Source organism: Nonlabens xylanidelens, assembly GCF_002934445.1.
Taxonomy (GTDB): Bacteria; Bacteroidota; Bacteroidia; order Flavobacteriales; family Flavobacteriaceae; genus Nonlabens; species Nonlabens xylanidelens.
The window spans coordinates 520,874-534,014 of sequence record NZ_PTJE01000001.1 but is presented as its reverse complement, the minus strand read 5'-3'; the positions used below and the strand labels follow the sequence as shown (position 1 = coordinate 534,014).

Here is a 13,141-nt window from a genome sequence, read left to right as displayed (position 1 = left end):
ATATAGTTTGAAAAACATTTTCCCATTTTTTAAAAGCGAGTTAATTATATTATTAACGAGAGAATGTGAAATTATTACTGTACCTACACAACAAGAAATACTGCGCAAGGGTCAGTATGTAAAAGTAATTCCAGTTGTTTTAAAAGGTCTATTGCGTGTGTATACAACGCATGAAGATAAAGAACTGTTACTCTATCACATTAAATCTAGTGAGAGTTGTGTAATGTCATTTGCTGCAGGTATTAAGAATGGTACTAGCGAGATTTATGCACAGACTCTAGAAAAGACTGAAATTCTTCTATTACCAGCGCAAAGACTTAAAAAATGGCTAGAGCAATATCCAGAGTTGAATGTCCTTTTTAACTTACAATATGAAATGCGCTATGCAGACTTATTGCATACCATAGAAAACATGGTATTTCATAAAATGGATCAGCGTGTTTTAAGTCTACTGCATGATAAAGCAACTCTATCTAATACAAAGATTATAAAGATATCTCATCAAGCACTAGCCGACGATCTAGCAACTTCTAGAGAAGTAATAAGCCGTATTTTAAAGAAGTTAGAGAACGAGAATAAGCTTGTTCTATCACATCAATCTATTAAAATTTTATAGTTGTGACTTTAGTCACTTTTTATAACGAGCTACTAGACTACTATTGTACCTCAATTTAAAAAGGTATAAGTCATGAAAAAAAATCTAGGAACCATCGATAGAATAATTAGAATATTATTTGCAGTAGTAGTATCTATTTTATTCTTTACTAATGTTGTTACAGGTACATTAGGCGTTATTTTATTAATAGTAGGTGGAGTTTTATTAGCCACTAGTTTTATGAACTTTTGTCCATTATACGCTGTTTTAGGCATTAATAGCTGTCCTATTAAAAAGTAATCTTATTACATATAAAAAAAGCTCGTTTTGATAATTTTATCAAAACGAGCTTTTTATTTTTAGAAATCACTTAATCATCATGATGTCCATGACCGTGGTGACTTTTATTACCGAATGGTTTCCATATCACACCAGCACTAAATATAAATCCATCTGTTGGAGCATAGATTTCATTAAAAGTAGGTGCACCACCAGCATCTATAGTTACCGTAGGTGAATAACGACTTTGTCTTCTATCTGTCAGGTTTTCAAAATTCATGTATAGATTTCCCCAGTCAAAGTTTTTCATAACCAGTAGCCCCATTAATAAATAATCTCTAGATTCTGTCCCATCAAATAGTAGTTGCTTTCCTGTATAATAGGTTTCATAACCTATGCGCCATTTTTCATTTTCATACATAATAACACTACCAGCATTATGTTTTGCAGTTAATGGTTTTTCAGGATTTCCATCTAAGTAATTAAGTTGTGTATCGATTAAGGCATAGTTTAAGAACCATTTAAAGTCTTTGTAGGTAAACTTTATATTAGTTTCTGCACCGCGACTTAAAGTTAGATCACTAGCATTACTATACTCAAAACTACCTGGACTAGTTGTGCTAGAATTAAGTAGTAGACCGTTATCAATAGCTGTTAAATAAAAGAGTTGATTTATTGAAAAATTAATCTGATCTGTAATAGCAAATCCATAGTCAAAATCTAGATTCATCCCATAAGAAGTCTCAGCTACTAGTTCATTTTTATCGATCGCTAGTACGTTTTGAAAATTTAATCTCTCAGCATCTTCCGTAAAAATATCTGGAATTTTATAACCTAGACCACCACCTAGACGACTGGTAAATCTACCATCAGATTTAAATAAAATAGAAGCTCTAGGTAAAATAAAAGAACCCCAATCTGTAGTAAAATCTGTGCGTAAACCTGTTTCTAGTATCCAGTTATCACTTAAATCGGTCACGTTATTAACAAATAATCCGGCAGTAAGATCTTTTTGATCTCTTTGATTGATTACCGCATCTTCATCAAAGTCCGACGTGTATAAATTACCACCAAAAATCCAGTCCGTTTTATCCGTATTAGTTTTATAATTAGCCTCTGTAAACGTATTCACCTGACTTCCTTTAAAGTCCATACTAGGTATCAATAGTTCTCTATTAAAATAAGCAATACTATTTTTAAATTGAAAACTAGAATGGTCTGTTAGATTAGTTTCCCAAACTGCTTGTGTACTGAATCTTCTAGAAATATTCTCTTCGGTATATGCATTACTTTCATCATTGATAGCATCTAGATTACCACCTTTACGCTGGTCATAAGTACCATTAAGACCTAGCCATACCGTAGTTTTATCACTAGGGTAATAAAAAACTTTGGGATTAAGAGATACGGTACGTGCTTGTGGTAAATTAGAAAAATTATCTCCATCAGGATCGTATTCCTTTTGAGAGTTTGCACTACCATATAGAGTTACTCCCCATTTTTCTTTACGAGCGCTATAAAATATATTTCCTGTAATACCTAGTGCCTGAGTTCCTACCAGCATTAAATCCAGTTCTTTTTCTTCTTCTGGTCTCTTGGATTGCATGTTAACTAGTCCTGCGATAGCACCACCACCATAAAGAGTAGAAGAACTACCTTTTATAATTTCAAATTGAGCAATATCTAGCGGCGGTATTTGCATAATACTTAATCCGCCAGCAAAACCTCCATAAAGCGGGAAACCATCCTTTAAAAGCTGTGTATAACGTCCATCTAGACCTTGAATACGTATAGACTGGTTAGCACTACTTTGTGAGGTCTGTTGCATTTGTATCCCAGTACTTTCTCGCAACATCATAGCGATATTTGTACTGTTCATAGCGGTCTTTTCTACCAGCTCCTCTCCTCCTATTAATTCTATACGTGTAGGTGTACGTTTAAAAGTACGAGAAGAACGAGTGGACTGTATGACTATCTCGTCTAGTTCACCTTCTACTTCATGAAGATTAAAATTATAGTTTAATTGATCTGGTATAACTGCTGTTATCGTTTTACTTTCATGTCCTACATAAGAAACGGTAAGTTCATAAGTACCTGCCGGTACATCTTTTATAATTCCTTTACCATTAATGTCAGACATTGCCCCTTTTTTAAGGGTTGTGATAATAGCATTTGCCCCTAACAAGGGTTCGTTATCTTCTTCTGATACAACGGTAATGTTGATATCATAGGTTGTTTTAGATTGCGCTTTCGCGAAAGCGTAACACAGCAACAACACACTGCATAAAATAAGTTTTTTCATGTAATAAGTTTAAATAGTCTAAAAAATGGAGCATAATACTCCCAATAAATTCTAGCTATTTAATTGTGGTGGCTGTAAAATAGAGCCATCATATCCATCATAAAATGGATTGATATAAGAAGAAATTTGTGAATTGATTTCAGGAATATCGGTCAATTCCTGCGTTTCAAAAAGGTAAGTTATTACGTGTACAGAGCAGCAATTGCACTGACAGAATGGTGAGCAATCATCTTTATCTTCATGATCATGATCTTGTTGATTATCAAAACCTCCAGTATCTACAACTTGTTCTACCTCATCATGAGACTGGCCTTCTACATCATTACATGGCATGATGTTGAGTCCCAGGAAGTAAAACGAAAAAAGGAATAGTATGAATTTCACGCGGTAAAGATAAGGATGGTCATTTGATTACTGAAACTTCTTTGTCCCTAAACTTATAAAGTGGAGCAGATAGAATATTATAAAACTAAGACTTGGAATAACAAAAAAGTAATGACCTTTTATCTCTGGATAAGCATCTAACTTATAAATTAGTGGACTTAAAAGCAGTAAAAATGCTATTATTTCCAGTAGGACTTTTGTTATGGAGCCTAGTTTTATAAAAGTCAATAAACAACTAATAAATCCAACTGAACCGAGAACTGCAAACGTGAAATCTAGGCTTGAATCTGGATTAAATGGTTTAAAAATTAACCATAAAATAAACGGTACAGGAATCATACTACCCATTAAAAAGATGCAGCAGTAAGATGCTAAGGCTATTATTTTGAAGTAAATTTTCAGTTTTAAATAGTAATTTATTCAACGCAAATATGCGGCAAATAAGGTTTTTATTCACCGCAAAATATGTCATTGAGTTTGTAAAAGATTGTAATATTCAACTATCAAAGGAAGATTATTTTTATTTAATTTATTTCTTTTCATTTCATTCCAGATCATTGGATTTTCTCTGAAAAGGCGATTGCAAACGCCTCTTGTAAGTTTATGAATTCTATTTAATTTACCGTTTTCAAAAACATAATAATCAACTTCTTTATAGGGTATTATAGGCATCATACCTACTACCCCAATAGGTAGAACGTGATGTCCTTTTTTGGTAATACCATACAAACTTAATGATCCAACAATGATTTCTTCATAAAAAGCACCCTTTTTCTTTAGCTGGTTCAAACGTTGGAAAATCTTATTTTTGAATCGGTAACTCTTAATTTGTTTAGGACTAATTTTAGTTAGTTTAGAATCTTCTATATAGTACGGTTTGCCAAAAATATTTTTATAAATAATACTGTAGATAGTGTCATTACTTTCCTTGACTATATAATCTGGTAATCGTTTTTCTTTCTTTATATGGTTGATAAAATATTCCTCTATAAATAAAGAATCCGTTTCTTTATCTTCATAAATACCATCGTAATATTCTTTTTCAAATTTTTTAAATTTCTGTTTATTTCTCACAAAGGAATCGACTTTTCTTAAATTGTAATAATCAAACTGCTTAGTGATATTATCATATACCTTTAATTGATCACCAATTACAAAGCCATAAATAGTGTCGTTGTTGGTAAAAATATAATCTTTTGGAATGCTTTGAGAAAGAAGTGTATTGCAAAAGAAAGCTCCAATTAGTACTATAACATATCTATTTATCATTGTATTAGTTTAGTTAGTGAGCAAATCAATCTGTTTTACAAATATCGTCGTAGTTTATCAAAGTACAAGATTTCAAATCTGTTCACCGTAAAATATGTTATCTAAATTTTAAAAAGCTTTTAATAATACTTCTTCTTTAACCAGAAAGCTACTCTAACCAGCAGTATCAATGCAGGAACTTCTACTAGCGGCCCGATGACACCAGTAAATGCCTGACCAGAATTAAGTCCAAAAACAGCAATAGAAACTGCGATAGCAAGTTCAAAGTTATTACCTGCTGCGGTAAATGCGATAGCTGCATTTTCACTATAACTAGCACCGCGGTATTTACTAATAAAGAAACCTATCAAGAACATGACTATAAAATAGATCATTAATGGAACAGCTATTAATAGTACGTCAAATGGTATTTGAACAATCAACTCGCCTTTTAATGAGAACATTAAAATGATGGTAAGCAATAATGCGATTAAGGTAATAGGTGAAATAGCTGGTATATATACATTTTCATACCAGTCTTTTCCTTTGGCTTTTACTAAAAAATAACGGCTTAGTACACCCATAAGAAATGGAATACCTAGGTAAATAGCAACACTCTCTGCAATGGTAGGTATTGAAATATCTACTATCGCACCATCAAAACCAAAATAAGGTGGCAACACGGTTATAAACAACCAGGCATAAAAGGAATAGGCAAATACTTGAAAAACGCTGTTTAAAGCTACTAATCCTGCACCATATTCTGGAGAACCGTCTGCAAGATCATTCCATACCAGTACCATCGCTATACATCGCGCTAAACCTATTAAAATAAGACCTACCATATATTCTGGATAGTCATGTAAGAAGACTAATGCGAGTACAAACATTAAAACTGGTCCTATAATCCAGTTGAGTAATAAAGAGATGCTTAGAACTTTAGTATTCTTAAAAACTTTAGGTAACAATTTATAGTCTGCCTTTGCGAGTGGTGGATACATCATTAATATCAACCCTATCGCTATAGGAATATTAGTTGTTCCAGAACTCATAGAGTCTATAGAGCTCGCAATATCAGGAATGGCATATCCTAAACCTACTCCTATGGCCATGGCTAGAAAAATCCAAAGCGTTAAATACTGATTAAGAAAGCTTAATTTTTTAGCACTCATAACTTTACTTTATTTGAGAGAATACATATTTTAATTCTGTAGCAATCTCTAGACTTTTTAATCTATAGACTTCATCCTGTTGTGGTGTACCGTCAGAGTTTTTAGGATCTTCATAAGTAACTGCTACTCGTTGATTTGCGCCAGGTATAAAAGGACATCCTTCATTTGCACTATCGCAAGTCATAATCGCTGCAAAATCACTTTCTGGATTATCGACATCATCATATACTTTAGAAAAACAAATTACAGGATCGCAATCCTCATCAAAGTATACTGCATACAAAGGATTTTTTCCTTCTTCAATAACCTCTATTTGAAAACCTTGATTTTTCATGGTTTCCACAATTTTAGGGAAAACTGCAGTAGCTTCTGTCCCACCAGAGTAGGCTTTCAAGTTTTCTATTTTATAAAAGTTAGCTAGCGTTTGTGCCCATATCTGGCCTAGGTGACTTCTACGAGAATTATGAGTACAGATAAAGTTGAGGTTAATAGACTCTTTTTGATCTACTTTCTGCTGTATATATCCGGTTAATTTATCAAGAATTTGCTTGCGTTCTTCTGCAATACTTGCCGTATCTAACGTATCGATAGTATTTTCTATGGTAGTAAATGTCATGACTATTTTTTATGAATTTAGCAACATCCAGAACCAGGTGCGCAAGAATTTTGAGCGTCTGTCTGTACATCTATTAGTTTTAATTTTGGTTTTTCTTGTGGTATACCGCAGGCGTCTTTTGCAAGGCAGTCAGTTAGCTTATTAGTTAGTAAAAATGATGTACCATTAAAATCTATACCATATTTACCTATGGTACCAGCCTGGTACTCTACCTCTATTTCTGCATCTGGTAACCCCAGTTTGTTTTGAGAAAGCTCGATAATAGAAACTAGTTTTTCTGGGTGAAGTCTGTGGTCATAATCATTTGCTTCCCATAACTGAAAGTTAATTACAGTTTCTAATCGCTCTGTACCACCGCAGTCTATAAAATGCTTAATTACTTTACCTACCTCTGTCACATGAAAATGTGATGGAACTAGGCTACCATCTGGTAGTTGAAAACTAATAGTTTCTTGGGCTGCGAGTACTGTTTTAAATTCTGATATTTTCATGTTCTTAATTTTTATCTATTGTAATATTACGATTAAGAATAGTAAATTTTTTTAGCAACAACTATCTATAGATTTAGTATCTAAATCTAGAATAGTAGAAAGCATGTTTTTCATTAATAGCCAGTTATCGTGATGGATACAATAACACACACTGGTACCTTCTACATTACCTTTTATTAAACCTACTGTTTTTAATTCTTTTAAATGTTGTGATATTGTGGGTTGTGCAAGACCTATTTCATTTACTATATCACCACACACACAAGAATCTATAGAGAATAGATATTCTAAAATAGCTATTCTAGCAGGGTGCGCAAGAGCTTTGGCCATGCGCGCCACTTGATTTTGATGCTCGGTAAATTTTTCGGTTTTAGTAACTCCCATAATATTAATCGTAAAATTACGATATAAAAACTAATTAGATATAATTTATATTAAAAATTTACTGTTCGTCTATCTTAGTAATATATAATTCTACCCTACGGTCCAACTTATCGATACCGCCCAATGGCTTAGTACGACCGAATCCCTTGTACTTCATTCTATCATAAGAGACACCACTTTTCTTAAGAATAAAAAAGATAGCCTTTGCTCTATCATGAGATAGATTAGACTTTTTTGTGTCTCGATTATAGGCATCTTTATATACAGGGTTGATACAACATACATGACCGTGTATTTCAAAATGTATGTCTTTACGTGCAACAAGAATTTCTGCAACACGATCTAGAAGCGGTTGTGATTCTTCTAGGACAGTAGATCTACCTTTGTAAAATAAGATGTTTTCTAACCTAATAACTTGACCTTTTTTAAGGTTTTTACTTAGTAGGGATTTAAAAGGTTCTTGTGTATTATCCACCGGCGGATCTAGATTTGTAGGTATATCTAGATACTCATCATCTATACTTTCTGTAGGTTCTACCGGTGCAGTTTCTTTTACTTTTTCTTGAGGTGTTGTTTTAGAATTCTTTGATACAGGAATGGCAACGGTGCTTTTTTCATCTTTTAAGACAGCCTTTACCACTTTCTTTTCATAGGTCTTTATCTCTACTGCCTCACTAGTAGTAAGATCACTTTTATTTAATTTCTTTATTTCTAGGCGTTGTGTTATACTTTCTTTAAGCGAGAATATAATATCTACCCTGCGGTTTTGAGCACGCTCATCTTCTATGGATAACTCTTCAGAGCCTTCTTCTAGAGCTACCTCTCCACGACCTTCTATGATTTTAGAAATATGTTCTACAGTAATAGAATGTTCTTGTAACCATTTAGAAACGGTCTCTACACGTCTATTAGATAGATCTAGGTTATATTCATAAGAACCACGATCATCACAATAACCTAATATTTTTACATCTAGGAGCGGTTTATATAACAGGTCATCAAAGAAGGAATTGAGTTGTTTTCCTTCGGTAAATGGAAACTGATCTTTATCTAGATCAAAGTATACAGAATGTGTTTCTGTAAGTTGGGCTGTACTTACTAGGGCAAGGAATAAAAAAAATGGAGTTACTAGTTTTATAAAATTCATTATTTGAGTATGCGATTGTATTTTCCCTCATCATTAAGGACTTCTATGGCTGCTCTTATTTCTGGATTGTATTTAATCTGGTAATTGTAAAGGCCTTCTTTGTAGAAGTATCTCTTCACAATCTCGTCGGTAAGTAGACTTTTAATTTCGGCTTTTTTATCTACTACTTCTTTCTTTTTTGCTGTCTTGATGTTTTCTAGCATGATCTCATAAGAGTTCTTAATATCATCATCTAGTTCTTCATTTGCTGCTGTTTGGTACGCTTTCGCGAAAGCGGACTCTGTAACCGTCTCAAATTCAAAACCACGTTTTTCTATCCATGATACAAACTCTTGAAAATCTGCATCTGTGAACTGAATCTCGTCCATAGAATTAAATTGATGCTTATAATAATACTCTGTAGCATAATCAAATATGGAATTTTCTTTAAGAAGTGCTGTTGTAATAGGTGAATACACTGCAGACTCTATATTGATATCTGGTTCTACACCACCACCATCATAAACCGTACGACCACTGTTTACGGTCTTAAAGGCTTTATAATCTTCTTTTTTAGTTCGTACAGCATCTCCATTTTCATCACGATTCCAGTAATCTAGTGCCTGTATGCAACGACCACTAGGTGTGTAATATCTAGAAATGGTAATCTTAACCTGTGTACCATAAGAAAGTGGTTTAGGACGTTGTACAAGTCCTTTACCAAAACTTCTTGCACCTATTATCACACCACGATCATAGTCTTGTATACTACCACTTACTATCTCACTAGCACTGGCACTGCGACCGTTAATAAGTACGGCCACTTTCATACCTTCAAATTCTTCACTGCGCTTAGTAAGATATGTTCTATTGTATTTAGAAACAACAGATTGTGTGCTGGTGATTAGTTTCCCTTTAGGAATAAAAAGATTAGAAACATTTACAGCTTCACTTAATAACCCACCTGGATTACCTCTTAAATCAAGTATAACTTTAGTAGCACCTTTTTCTTTTAATTCTTTTATAGCAGCCTTAGTCTCTCTAGATGCTTTTTCATTAAACTTAGATAAGACCACATAGCCTATTTCTGGTGTTGCCATTTCATAAAATGGTACGGCATTTACCTCTACACCTTCTCTTTTAAGTGTTGTGGTTTTATTTTTTCCCTGGCGTGTGTAGGTAATACTAAGCTCTGTCCCGGCAGATCCTTTTAATAAATCACCAGCGTTTTCTTTATAATCCTTAATCTTTACACCATCTATTTCTATGATGTCATCGCCTGCTTTAAGTCCAGCTTTATCTGCTGGATAGTCTTTCCAAGGCTCAATGATGGTAATTTTATCTTCTTTAGTACGCACGTTTGCACCTATACCGGTGTAAGAACCACGGCGGTTTATTTTTGATTTTTCTACCTCTTGCTCTGTCCAGTATACGGTATATGGATCTAGTCCTTCTAGCATTCCTTCTATGGCATTATCCATAAGGTCTGCTGGATTTGTGTCATCCACATAGTTCATATTGAGTTGTTTATACATCTCTGTAAAAATCTCAATCTGCTTTGCGATTTCAAAAAAATCGTTTTGAAAACTAGCTGTAGTAAATAATAATCCAGCTGCAGCGATAGGTAGCAGGATCTGTCTTTTTATATTAATCTTTTGACTCATCTTCTTTATTTGTGGCTCAAGTAAGGTGCATTAAATATAGGATAAATAGTAAGAAACACCATAATAGTTACTAACGACACTTATTTTAAACAATTGTACGCAAGGTTAGTGCCAGTTTTAAGGGATGAGGTTTTGGGTAAAAGGTATTGGGAATAGTTATCGTTTTCGATTAAGCTCCTAACAATTTTATTATTAGTGTTCTATTTTTTACTCTCTATAATCTTACACAGCAATTTTCTTGCTTAACTCCTTCAACAGCTTTTTAGTAAGCTGCTCGACATATTCATAATCAGGCATTTTACCAGATTGAAATATAAACATAGCCTTTAAATGGACACCATTTGTTACAGGTAATAACTCTTGATGCAGTCTATAAGATTCACGCATTAATCGTTTTACACGATTGCGGTCTACGGCACTTTTAAAGAAACGTTTTCCTACGCTCACTCCTACTTGATGTTGTGTTGCAGTGGTAGGCTCTATGAAATAAACGACACGCAAAGGCCCTTTTCTCAATGATTTTCCATCACTGAAAATTAAGTCTGTAGCCTTTTTGCTTTTTAATTTTTTATTTCTGCCTAGGGTTAATTTCATAGCGCTGCAAATATAGTCTTTGAGTTTGTTAATGGGTGAATGGATAAGATGGTTTACCTACTCTAGCCATAAAAGATGCGCATACCGCGAGTGTTTAGAATAATAGAAAACAAAATAGGCAGCCTTTAAAAAGACTGCCTATTGAAAACTGCGACTGTTAACTGAAATCTATTCTTCTAGTTGCCAAGTATTATTTTCTTTATTCACATCGGCCATCATTCCTTTAGGGTCTATGGTGACACTTCTTATGTTTTTCATATCAACACCGTCTAATTCTAGATCATAGGTTGGGTATGCCCAAGCCCAGTCTGCAACAGTAGTTACATTTCTAGCTACTTTCTTCTCACCACGCATCTCAGATAATGGTATGTAATACATTTTTTTACTACCGTCATTCATAGTTACCTCTACATCTAGTGGCATAGGCATTAATCCATTTCTTTTAAAAGTAATGACATCTACACCATCTAGTGTGCTCATGTTTTCTACAGAGTAATCGATAGTATTTGTAGTCATAGTCCAGTCTCTTAAGTACCATTCTAGGTCAAAACCACTTACACGCTCTGCAACTCTTTTAAAGTCATTAGGATCTGGATGCTTAAATTTCCATGTATTGTAATATTCTTTGATAATATCATCACGTACATCATCACCTACTACATAACCTAATTGTGCCATAAAAACAGCACCTTTAGAATAAGCTGTTGTGCCGTATGCTGCGTTATATGCATAACGATCTGCATGAGTAGTTTGTGGTTGCTCTTTACCAGAATTTGCAAGACCTATATAACCTCTATAAGAACCAGAGTTAGGATTTTCTTTACCTTCATTAAAAACAGCATTCATTGCATAGTTAGAAATGTAAGTAGTAAAACCTTCGTCCATCCACTCGTCTTTAGACTCGTTAGTTGCAAGAATATGGTTGAACCATGAGTGTGCAAATTCATGAGCTGTAACACCAGCAAGACTACCAAAACTGCGCTCTCCTGTAATTAAAGTACACATAGCATACTCCATACCACCATCACCACCTTGTATAACAGAATATTGCTTGTAAGGATAATCACCTACATGCTCATTAAAATACTTTAAGAACTCGTTAGTCTTAGGTTGTAATTTTTTCCAATTCTCTTTGATCGCTTCATTATCCTTGTAGAAAAAATGAAGATCTACTCCATTTGCTCCTTTATAGATATCGTGTATAAAATCTTTATCTGCTCCCCATGCAAAGTCATGTACTTGAGGTGCTTTAAAGTGCCATTTTAATTTTCCATCTTTACTTTTTGCAGGACCAGAATTTGCTTTGTCATAACCATGACCTATTTCTTTAGGATTTTGTAAGTAACCTGTTCCACCTACGGTATAATCTTTATCGATAGTAAGTTCTACATCAAAATCTCCCCAAACACCGTGAAATTCACGACCTATATAAGGACTGGTATTCCAACCGTATTTATCAAATTCGGCCATTTTAGGATACCACTGTGTCATAGAAAGCGCAACACCTTCTTTATTATTACGTCCACTTCTTCTTACTTGTACAGGAACCTGACCATTAAAATCTAATTCTAGTGTAGTAGACTCACCTGGAGCAAGAGACTTTGCTAGTTTTACAACCAGTACAGTTCCTTCTTCGTCTGCAAGTACAGCCTGACCATCTTGTGTCATGTTGCTTACATGTAAATAACCTATTTCATTAGGTTCTAATGCCGCAATGCGAGAACCTACTCTTCTATCAGGGTCTGCAATAGTGCGAGAACGTACATCCATCTCACTACCTGGCTGGAAAGCGTTAAAAAATAAATGATAATACACACGATCTAGTGTCTCTGGAGAATTGTTAGTATAAACCAGTTTTTGCTTACCAGTATATTGATAACGGTCCACGTCCATATTTACATCCATGTCATAATTAACATGTTGCTGCCAGTACGTACCAGAACTAGCGTCCTGACTAGAGACTACATTTTTAGAAGAACTACAACCTGCTAGTGCAATAGCAGCTGTAAGAATCAAAGCTATTTTTTTCATGAGATAATTTTAATGTTGCTAAGATAAGGATAACGTAACTGAACTCGAATTGGAAGTTTAAAAATGATTAACGACAGCATATTTTTGATTTGATTGCTCTGTTGTAAAATACATAGTTTCATTTTCATGATAGATTGAAGCAGTGCTGCTATCTAGAACAATGACCTGTTTACTTCAACTTCCTTTTTACAACCCATTCTCAAAATTCTACAATTCAGTCATCCTTAATTTTAAAAAGCCTTGATCGGTCGCAAG

Annotated in this window: 13 protein-coding genes; 2 read left to right on the top strand and 11 right to left on the bottom strand. The window is 34.1% G+C overall.

Going from position 1 to position 13,141, the window contains the following annotated elements:
• Positions 1 to 7 precede the first annotated feature (7 nt).
• Together LY01_RS02410 and LY01_RS02405 are read left to right on the top strand one after the other, a co-directional pair.
• Entirely contained in the window at positions 8 to 616 is a 609-nt protein-coding gene (locus LY01_RS02410) for a Crp/Fnr family transcriptional regulator (protein WP_104514208.1), read from the top strand.
• Positions 617 to 688: 72 nt separating this feature from the next.
• Entirely contained in the window at positions 689 to 895 is a 207-nt protein-coding gene (locus LY01_RS02405; RefSeq protein ID WP_104514207.1) for a YgaP family membrane protein, read from the top strand.
• Positions 896 to 965: 70 nt separating this feature from the next.
• On the opposite strand, the gene LY01_RS02400 is transcribed toward LY01_RS02405, so the two are convergent.
• The 11 genes from LY01_RS02400 to LY01_RS02345 all read right to left on the bottom strand — a co-directional run bounded on the left by LY01_RS02400 (position 966) and on the right by LY01_RS02345 (position 12,886).
• A complete protein-coding gene (locus LY01_RS02400) occupies positions 966 to 3,176 on the bottom strand; it encodes a TonB-dependent receptor (protein WP_104514206.1) in 2,211 nt (736 codons plus the stop codon).
• A 51-nt stretch (positions 3,177 to 3,227) separates the two neighbouring features.
• The gene (locus tag LY01_RS02395; RefSeq protein WP_146080358.1) at positions 3,228 to 3,560 is read right to left on the bottom strand and encodes a DUF6660 family protein; all 333 of its coding nucleotides are present in this window, start codon (positions 3,558 to 3,560) and stop codon (positions 3,228 to 3,230) included.
• Between the two features lie 468 nt (positions 3,561 to 4,028).
• Positions 4,029 to 4,829 carry a hypothetical protein gene (locus LY01_RS02385; protein ID WP_104514203.1) on the bottom strand — a complete coding sequence of 267 codons (801 nt, stop codon included), beginning with the start codon at positions 4,827 to 4,829 and terminating at the stop codon, positions 4,029 to 4,031.
• A 119-nt stretch (positions 4,830 to 4,948) separates the two neighbouring features.
• Positions 4,949 to 5,980 (bottom strand): ACR3 family arsenite efflux transporter, encoded by a 1,032-nt coding sequence (gene arsB / locus LY01_RS02380; protein WP_104514202.1) that lies wholly within the window; start codon positions 5,978 to 5,980, stop codon positions 4,949 to 4,951.
• Positions 5,981 to 5,984: 4 nt separating this feature from the next.
• Positions 5,985 to 6,596, bottom strand: coding sequence for a low molecular weight phosphatase family protein (locus LY01_RS02375; RefSeq protein ID WP_104514201.1), 612 nt, complete (start codon positions 6,594 to 6,596; stop codon positions 5,985 to 5,987).
• A gap of 17 nt (positions 6,597 to 6,613) precedes the next feature.
• Entirely contained in the window at positions 6,614 to 7,087 is a 474-nt protein-coding gene (locus LY01_RS02370; RefSeq protein WP_104514200.1) for a DUF6428 family protein, read from the bottom strand.
• Between the two features lie 51 nt (positions 7,088 to 7,138).
• Positions 7,139 to 7,471, bottom strand: a complete 333-nt coding sequence (locus tag LY01_RS02365) for an ArsR/SmtB family transcription factor (protein WP_104514199.1) — start codon at positions 7,469 to 7,471, stop codon at positions 7,139 to 7,141.
• Positions 7,472 to 7,529: 58 nt separating this feature from the next.
• Positions 7,530 to 8,618: an OmpA family protein gene (locus LY01_RS02360; protein WP_104514198.1), complete on the bottom strand. Its 1,089-nt coding sequence runs from the start codon at positions 8,616 to 8,618 to the stop codon at positions 7,530 to 7,532.
• Positions 8,618 to 10,261 (bottom strand): S41 family peptidase, encoded by a 1,644-nt coding sequence (locus LY01_RS02355; RefSeq protein WP_104514197.1) that lies wholly within the window; start codon positions 10,259 to 10,261, stop codon positions 8,618 to 8,620. The genes LY01_RS02360 and LY01_RS02355 overlap by 1 nt, the downstream gene beginning before the upstream one ends.
• Positions 10,262 to 10,483: 222 nt before the next feature.
• Complete coding sequence (gene rnpA, locus LY01_RS02350) at positions 10,484 to 10,855, bottom strand: ribonuclease P protein component (RefSeq protein ID WP_104514196.1); 372 nt, start codon at positions 10,853 to 10,855, stop codon at positions 10,484 to 10,486.
• A 168-nt stretch (positions 10,856 to 11,023) separates the two neighbouring features.
• Positions 11,024 to 12,886 carry a M1 family metallopeptidase gene (locus tag LY01_RS02345; RefSeq protein ID WP_104514195.1) on the bottom strand — a complete coding sequence of 621 codons (1,863 nt, stop codon included), beginning with the start codon at positions 12,884 to 12,886 and terminating at the stop codon, positions 11,024 to 11,026.
• Between the last annotated feature and the right edge of the window lie 255 nt (positions 12,887 to 13,141).

What these genes read in the sequence shown, in the direction of transcription:
- LY01_RS02405 (WP_104514207.1), top strand. Translation starts at nt 689, where the DNA reads ATGAAAAAAAATCTAGGAACCATCGATAGAATAATTAGAATATTATTT.
- LY01_RS02400 (WP_104514206.1), bottom strand. Translation starts at nt 3,176, where the DNA reads ATGAAAAAACTTATTTTATGCAGTGTGTTGTTGCTGTGTTACGCTTTC.
- LY01_RS02385 (WP_104514203.1), bottom strand. Translation starts at nt 4,829, where the DNA reads ATGATAAATAGATATGTTATAGTACTAATTGGAGCTTTCTTTTGCAAT.
- arsB (WP_104514202.1), bottom strand. Translation starts at nt 5,980, where the DNA reads ATGAGTGCTAAAAAATTAAGCTTTCTTAATCAGTATTTAACGCTTTGG.
- LY01_RS02375 (WP_104514201.1), bottom strand. Translation starts at nt 6,596, where the DNA reads ATGACATTTACTACCATAGAAAATACTATCGATACGTTAGATACGGCA.
- LY01_RS02370 (WP_104514200.1), bottom strand. Translation starts at nt 7,087, where the DNA reads ATGAAAATATCAGAATTTAAAACAGTACTCGCAGCCCAAGAAACTATT.
- LY01_RS02365 (WP_104514199.1), bottom strand. Translation starts at nt 7,471, where the DNA reads ATGGGAGTTACTAAAACCGAAAAATTTACCGAGCATCAAAATCAAGTG.
- LY01_RS02360 (WP_104514198.1), bottom strand. Translation starts at nt 8,618, where the DNA reads ATGAATTTTATAAAACTAGTAACTCCATTTTTTTTATTCCTTGCCCTA.
- LY01_RS02355 (WP_104514197.1), bottom strand. Translation starts at nt 10,261, where the DNA reads ATGAGTCAAAAGATTAATATAAAAAGACAGATCCTGCTACCTATCGCT.
- rnpA (WP_104514196.1), bottom strand. Translation starts at nt 10,855, where the DNA reads ATGAAATTAACCCTAGGCAGAAATAAAAAATTAAAAAGCAAAAAGGCT.
- LY01_RS02345 (WP_104514195.1), bottom strand. Translation starts at nt 12,886, where the DNA reads ATGAAAAAAATAGCTTTGATTCTTACAGCTGCTATTGCACTAGCAGGT.